At 70.4% G+C, this 7,136-nt stretch carries 6 protein-coding genes; 5 read left to right on the top strand and 1 reads right to left on the bottom strand.

The genetic code is table 11. The features are described 5' to 3' along the window. The 4 genes from AB0F15_RS44560 to AB0F15_RS44545 all read left to right on the top strand — a co-directional run. The coding region (locus AB0F15_RS44560; protein ID WP_360283926.1) for a sarcosine oxidase subunit gamma family protein at positions 1-321 on the top strand (321 nt) is incomplete at its 5' end. Then, a complete protein-coding gene (purU, locus tag AB0F15_RS44555) occupies positions 318-1,160 on the top strand; it encodes a formyltetrahydrofolate deformylase (RefSeq protein ID WP_360283924.1) in 843 nt (280 codons plus the stop codon). The genes AB0F15_RS44560 and purU, both read left to right, overlap by 4 nt. Positions 1,161-1,170: 10 nt before the next feature. Further along, a complete protein-coding gene (locus AB0F15_RS44550) occupies positions 1,171-3,597 on the top strand; it encodes an FAD-dependent oxidoreductase (RefSeq protein ID WP_360283922.1) in 2,427 nt (808 codons plus the stop codon). A gap of 166 nt (positions 3,598-3,763) precedes the next feature. After that, a complete protein-coding gene (locus AB0F15_RS44545; RefSeq protein WP_360283920.1) occupies positions 3,764-5,173 on the top strand; it encodes a trypsin-like peptidase domain-containing protein in 1,410 nt (469 codons plus the stop codon). 3 nt (positions 5,174-5,176) lie between these two features. On the opposite strand, the gene AB0F15_RS44540 is transcribed toward AB0F15_RS44545, so the two are convergent. After that, positions 5,177-5,551 (bottom strand): MarR family transcriptional regulator, encoded by a 375-nt coding sequence (locus AB0F15_RS44540; RefSeq protein ID WP_360283918.1) that lies wholly within the window; start codon positions 5,549-5,551, stop codon positions 5,177-5,179. Between the two features lie 86 nt (positions 5,552-5,637). Between AB0F15_RS44540 and AB0F15_RS44535 the strand changes: the two genes are divergently transcribed. Beyond that, complete coding sequence (locus tag AB0F15_RS44535; RefSeq protein ID WP_360283916.1) at positions 5,638-7,095, top strand: MFS transporter; 1,458 nt, start codon at positions 5,638-5,640, stop codon at positions 7,093-7,095. Positions 7,096-7,136 lie beyond the last annotated feature (41 nt).

Here is a 7,136-nt window from a genome sequence, read left to right as displayed (position 1 = left end):
CCGCCACTTTCACGTGAAAGCGACGACCTGGAGGCGGAGCTTTCACGTGAAAGTGGCGTTTTGGCGGTGGTGGATGTGTCGGCGCAGCGCAACGTCGTGCAGCTCGGCGGTGAGCACGCGCGGGACGTCCTGGCCCACGGCTGCTCGATCGACCTCGATCCGTCGGTGTCACCGCCGGGCACATGTGTCCAGACCCTGCTGGCGCGCACCGGGATCGTGCTCATGGTCCGGGAAGAGGGCTTCACGATCCTCGTGCGCCAGTCGTTCGCGGACTACTTCAAGGCCTGGCTGGCCGACGCGAGTCTGGAGTACGTCTCGTGACCTTCACCCTGACGCTCAAGTGCCCGGAACGCTCGGGCATCGTGCACGCCGTCACGACGTTCCTGGTCGGACAGGGCTGCGACATCGTCGAGCACCAGCAGTTCGACGACGACGTCCGCGGCTCGCTGTTCCTGCGCACGTCGTTCACCTGCACCGAAGAGACCACAGTGGATGATCTGGTGCGCGCGTTCGCCCCGGTGGCCGGGGACTTCGGGATGGAGTTCGGGTTCTCCGACGGGACGCCGCCGCGGCTGCTGATCATGGTGTCCAGGTTCGGGCACTGCCTCAACGACCTGCTCTTCCGCTGGCGCGCGGGCGGCCTCGGCGCCGAGATCGCGGTGGTCGTCTCCAACCACGCGGACCTGCGGCCGATGGCCGAGGCGGCCGGGGTGCCGTTCGTGCACGTCCCGGTGACGCCGGAAACGAAAGCGGAGGCCGAGCAGCGGCTGCTCGACCTGGTCGGGGAGTACGAGGCCGATCTCGTCGTGCTCGCCCGGTACATGCAGGTGCTGTCGAACGAGCTGTGCCAGAAGCTCGAAGGCCGCGCGATCAACATCCACCACTCGTTCCTGCCCGGCTTCAAGGGCGCCAAGCCCTACCACCAGGCCTACGACCGCGGCGTCAAGTACGTCGGGGCGACCGCGCACTACGTCACCCCCGACCTCGACGAGGGCCCGATCATCGAGCAGGAGGTCCAGCGGGTCGATCACACGTATTCGCCGCGCGAGCTGGTGACCGTCGGCCGCGACGCCGAGGCGCTGGCCCTGTCCCGCGCGGTGCGCTGGCACTGCGAACGCCGCGTCCTGCTCAACGGCAACAGCACCGTTGTCTTCCGTTAGGAGTTCTGCCATGAGCGCACCGAAAGTCGTGATCATCGGCGCCGGCATCGTCGGCGCGAACCTCGCCGACGAGCTGACCGCCCGTGGCTGGGCCGACGTCACCGTGCTCGACCGGGGCCCGTTGCCGCGCTCCGGCGGGTCGACGTCGCACGCGCCCGGGCTGGTGTTCCAGACCAACGCGTCCAAGGCGATGACGGACTTCGCCCGGTACACCGTCGAGAAGTTCCTGGAGCTGGACTGCTTCCTCCAGGTCGGCGGCATGGAGGTGGCGACCACCCCGGCTCGCTGGGAGGACCTCAGGCGCAAGCACGGCTGGGCGACGTCGTGGGGAGTCGAAGGGGCACTGATCGACGCCGCCGAATGCGTCGAGCGCTGGCCGCTCCTGGACGGTTCGCGGATCTTCGGCGCGCTGCACGTCCCGACCGACGGGCTCGCACGGGCCGCCAAGGCCGTCGAGGTGCTCGCCGCGCGGGCGGGTTCGCGCGGCGCGAAGTTCATCGGCTCCACGCGGGTGACCGACGTCCTGCAGGAGGGCGGCCGCGTCACCGGCGTCCGGACCGACCAGGGGGACTTCCCGGCCGACATCGTCGTGTCGTGCGCCGGGTTCTGGGGCCGCGAGATCGGCGCGATGGCGGGCATGGACGTCCCGCTGCTGCCGCTGGCCCACCAGTACGTGAAGACCGGGCAGGTCGCCGAACTCGCCGGGTGCGCCACGGAGGCGAGCCTGCCGATCCTGCGCCACCAGGATCAGGACCTGTACTTCCGCGAGCACGCCGACCGGCTCGGCATCGGCTCCTACGCCCACCGCCCGATGCCGGTCGATGAGTCCACTTTGGACTCAACGGTGACCGCGACCGCGATGCCGTCCATGCTGCCCTTCACCGAGGACGACTTCGCGCCGTCGTGGGAACAGAGTCAGCTGCTGCTGCCCGCGCTGCGCCAGACGAAGGTCGAAGAGGGCTTCAACGGCATCTTCTCCTTCACCCCGGACGGCCAGTCGCTGGTCGGCGAGTCGGCCGACGTCCGCGGGTTCTGGCTGGCCGAGGCGATCTGGGTCACGCACTCCGCGGGCATCGCGAAGGCGGTCGCCGAACTGCTCGTGCACGGGCACTCGGAAGTGGACGTGCACGACATCGACGTCCACCGTTTCGAGGAGGTCCAGCTCGCGCCTTCGTACGTGAGCGAGACGGCGCAGCAGAACTTCGTCGAGGTCTACGACATCCTGCACCCGTTGCAGCCCAAGCTGTCCCCGCGTGACCTGCGGGTGACGCCGTTCCACGCGCGGCAGCGCGAGCTGGGCGCGGTGTTCCTGGAGGCGGGCGGCTGGGAGCGGCCGCACTGGTTCGAGGCCAACGCGCCGCTGCTGAAGAAGCTGCCGCACGACTGGCTCCCGCCGGCGCGGGACTCGTGGTCGGCGCAGTTCCACTCGCCGATCGCGGCGGCCGAAGCGTGGCACACCCGCAACGGCGTCGCGCTGTACGACATGACGCCCTTGAAGCGCGTGGAGATCAGCGGACCCGGGTCGCTGGAGTTCCTGCAGTCGCTGACCACCAACCAGCTGGACAAGTCGGTCGGTTCGGTGACGTACACGCTGATGCTCGACTCCGCGGGCGGCGTGCGCAGTGACGTCACGGTCGCGCGGCTCGAGCCGGAGGTGTTCCAGGTCGGGATCAACGGGAACATCGACGTCGACCACTTCGTGAAGCACGCGCCTCCCGGTGTCCGGGTCCGGGACACCACCGGCGGGACGTGCTGCATCGGTGTCTGGGGACCGCTCGCCCGGGACCTCGTGCAGCCACTCTCGCAGGAGGACTTTTCGCACCAGGGGCTCAAGTACTTCCGGGCCCGCAAGGCGCGGATCGCCGGGGTGCCGGTGGTCGCGATGCGACTGTCCTACGTGGGCGAACTCGGCTGGGAGATCTACACGAGCGCGGACCACGGCCTGCGGCTGTGGGACGCGTTGTGGGCGGCCGGACAGCCCCTCGGCGTCATCGCGGCCGGCCGAGCGGCGTTCAGCAGCCTGCGGCTGGAGAAGGGCTACCGGCTGTGGGGCACCGACATGACCACCGAGCACGACCCGTACGAGGCCGGGCTGGCGTTCGCCGTGCGTCCCGCGAAGGGGGACTTCCTGGGGCGGGAGGCGATCGAAGGCCGGAGCGAGGAGACGGCGTCGCGGCGGCTGCGGTGCCTGACGATCGACGACGGCCGCACGGTGGTGCTGGGCAAGGAACCGGTGTTCGCCGACGGGATCGCCGCGGGGTACGTGACGAGTGCCGCGTACGGGTACACCGTGGGCCGTCCGATCGCCTACGCGTGGCTGCCGGCGTCGGTGGAGATCGGCGGCAGTGTGGAGATCGAGTACTTCGGCCGCCGGGTCGCGGCCACGGTGGCCGCCGAGCCGCTGGTCGACCCCGGCATGGACCGGATCCGGCGGTGAGCCCCGCTTGAGGCGTTCCCGGGCGGCGTAACGTCGGTCACGTCGGCTCGGTCTCGGCAGGCCGAGGGGTAATCCACAGCAAGTCCATGGAACCCCGCCAGGAAATTCTCAGGAAAGGGGCGTTTCCTGGGACGAGCCGGAGGCTTGTCGAGAGCTGGAGCTGTGCATGAGCGAGTACGACCGAGGACCGCAGGGCGGCGGCGAGTACCCGTACGGCTACGGCCAGGGCGGATACCCGCAGGACCACTACGGCCATGGCTACTACGACCAGCCCCGTGACCAGGGGTATCACGAGCAGTCCCGGGATCAGGGCTACTACGGGCAGTCCCGGGATCAGGGCTATTACGGGCAGCCTCAGGAGCAGGGCTATTACGACCAGCCGCGGGACCAGTGGGGCCGGCCGTACCCGCCGCAGCCCCACACCCAGCCGGTCTACGCCTACCCGCCCCCCGCCCCGCAGCCACCGCCGCGCCGGCGTCACCCGCTTCGCGCGCTGACCGTCACGGTCGTCGCCATCGCGGTGGCCGTGGTCGCCGGGCTGGGGATCGGGCACCTGATCTCCGGGGCGACCAGCCCCACCGCCGGCGGCAACCAGAACTTCGGCTTCTCCGGGCAGCCGAGCGAGGCCAAGACGGTGCTCGACGCGGACGCCGTGGCGGCCAAGGTCAACCCGGCCATCGTGAACATCAACACCGAACTCGGGCTGCAGGGCGCGGCCGCGGCGGGCACGGGCATCGTGCTCACCCCGGACGGCGAGGTGCTGACCAACAACCACGTCGTCGCCGGCGCGACCAGCATCAAGGTCACCAGCATCGGCACCGGTGACACCTACCAGGCGCAGGTGGTCGGCTACGACCGCACCGAGGACATCGCGGTCCTGCAGCTGCAGGGCGCGTCCGGGCTGACGGCCGCGTCCATCGGCGACTCGGCCAAGGTCCGGGTCGGCGACCAGATCCTCGGGCTGGGCAACGCCGGCGGCCGCGGCGGCGACCCGGTGCCCGCGCCGGGCACGGTGTCGGCGCTGGACCAGTCGATCACCGCCTCGGACGAGTCCAGCGGGTCGTCCGAACAGCTCACCGGGCTCATCCAGGTCCGGGCGAACATCGAATCGGGGGACTCCGGCGGTCCGCTCGTCAACGCGGACGCCCAGGTCATCGGCGTCGACACCGCCGCGACGACCGGGTACCAGCTGAACGGGCGCCGCAGCGGTGGCGCCGGCCAGGGTTTCGCCATCCCGATCAACCAGGCCGTCGACATCGCCCACCGGATCGTCGCCGGGCAGGCGTCCGACAAGATCCACATCGGGAAGACGGCGTTCATCGGGGTTTCGGTGGCGGACGGCCAGGGCGGTGCCAAGATCCGCGAGGTGGTCCAGCGCGGGCCGGCGCAGAAGGCGGGCCTCGCGGCCGGGGACGTGATCACGGCCATCGACGGCAAGCCGATCGACTCCGCGACGACGTTGACGAACGTGATGGACACCCACCACCCGGGCGACCAGCTGGCCCTGACGGTGACGGACGCCTCGGGCGCTCAGCAGCAGGTGCCGGTCAAGGCGGCCGAAGGACCTGTCGGCTGACAGTCAGCGCAGGGTTTCCTCGAGCACTTCGCGGTGGGTCCGCTTGGCCGCGAGGTAGCGCTCGCGGCCGGTGTCGGTGAGCGTGACGAAGATGCCGCGCCGGTCCACCTCGCACAGCGCCCGCTCGACCAGGCCCTCTTTCTCCAAGCGGGCGACCAGCCGGGACGTGGCGCTCTGGCTGAGGTGGATCGCTCCGGTGAGGTCCGCCGAGCGGCACTTGAAGTCGCAGGTCGCGAGCCGCTCGAGGGCCTCGAACTCGCTCGCGCCGATGCCGTGGCGCTCCTGCAGCCGGCACTCGAGCGCGCTGAACACGGCCGAGTAGCGGGCCAGCAGCTCGTGCCACTCCTGGACCAGACCTTGCTCGGCGACGTCGCTCACGGCGGTCAACTTAGCATGCGCGGACATCAGATGCAAACACATTAAATGCATAGACATTAGATGCGTGTGCATGTACCGTCGCCGCCATGAGCTCTTCCGTGTCTTTGTCCACCACCTCGACCCGGTGGGACGCACGTCTCTGGGGTGTCCTGCTCACCGTTTCGATCGTCGTCGGTCTCGACGCGCTCGACGTTTCGATGGTCGGGGTCGCGCTTCCCGCGATCCAGGCCGACCTCGGCCTGTCCACCAACGCACTGCAATGGGTCGTCAGCGGGTACGTGCTCGGCTACGGCGGCCTGCTGCTGCTCGGCGGCCGCACCGCCGACCTGCTCGGCCGCCGCCGCGTGTTCCTCGTCGCCGTCGCCGTGTTCGCGCTGGCTTCGCTGCTCGGCGGCCTCGTCGACGACGGCGCGCTGCTCATCGCGAGCCGCTTCATCAAGGGATTGGCGGCCGCCTTCACGGCGCCGGCCGCGTTGTCCATCATCACCACGACGTTCCAGGAGGGCCCGGCCCGCAACAAGGCGATCAGCATCTTCGCCGTGTTCGGCGCCAGCGGCTACTCCGCCGGGCTCGTGTTCTCCGGCCTGCTGACCGAGGTCGGCTGGCGCTGGACGTTCCTGCTGCCCGCCCCGATCGCGCTGGTCGCCCTGGTGGCGGCGTGGAAGCTGATCCCGTCGTACCAGCGGGAAGAAGGCCGCGGCTACGACTTCCCGGGCGCCGTCACCGGGGCCGTCGGCTCGCTGCTGCTGGTGTTCGGCGTGGTCGAGGCGCCGGAGGTCGGCTGGGCCGCGCCGCGCACGCTGATCACGTTCGCCGTCGCGATCGCGCTGCTGGTGACGTTCGTCGTCATCGAGAAGCGCAGCCGCCACCCGCTGCTGCGGCTGGGCATCCTGCGCTCGGGCCCGCTGGCCAGGGCCAACCTCGGCGGCGCGCTGTTCTTCGGTGCGTACATCGGGTTCCAGTTCGTCGTGATGCTCTACCTGCAGCGGGTGCTGGGCTGGTCCGCGCTGCAGACGGCGCTCGGCTTCCTGCCGGCGGCGCTGATCGTGGCGTTCGGTTCCCCGCGCATCGAGCCGCTGATCGACCGGGTGGGCACGTCCCGCACGATCTTCGCGGGGGTGGTCGCGCACGTCATTGGCTACGCGCTGTTCCTGCGGATCGACGAGCACTCGGGCTACGCGGGCAGTGTGCTGCCCAGCATGATCCTGCTCGGCATCGGCTTCATGCTGGCGTTCTCGTCGCTCAACATCCAGGCGACGGCCGGCATCGCGGACGACGAGCAGGGCCTGGCCGGCGGTCTGCTGAACACGTCGCTGCAGGTCGGCGGCGCGATCGGGCTGGCGGTGGTGACCGCGGTCCTGACCGCCAACGGCGGCCGGGAGGCGTCGCCCGCCGCGCTGCTGACCGGGCTGACGCCGGCGCTGAGCGTGGTCACCGGGATCGCGGTGCTGGGCCTGCTGATCGCGGCCAGTGGCCTGGCGCCCCGGAAGCGGGCCGCCGAGGAGCCGGTCGTCGAGGAGGATCTGCTCGCGCTCGCGGACTGACCCGAGCGCCCCAAGGTGGCCTTCGGTGCGTCAGACGCACC

The organism is Amycolatopsis sp. NPDC026612, assembly GCF_040638285.1.
Lineage (GTDB): Bacteria > Actinomycetota > Actinomycetes > Mycobacteriales > Pseudonocardiaceae > Amycolatopsis.
This window is presented reverse-complemented; position numbering and strand designations above follow the sequence as displayed.

Bases quoted from the DNA above. Each gene is read 5' to 3' on its own strand.
- AB0F15_RS44545 (WP_360283920.1), top strand. From the start codon at position 3,764: ATGAGCGAGTACGACCGAGGACCGCAGGGCGGCGGCGAGTACCCGTAC.
- AB0F15_RS44550 (WP_360283922.1), top strand. From the start codon at position 1,171: ATGAGCGCACCGAAAGTCGTGATCATCGGCGCCGGCATCGTCGGCGCG.
- AB0F15_RS44535 (WP_360283916.1), top strand. From the start codon at position 5,638: ATGAGCTCTTCCGTGTCTTTGTCCACCACCTCGACCCGGTGGGACGCA.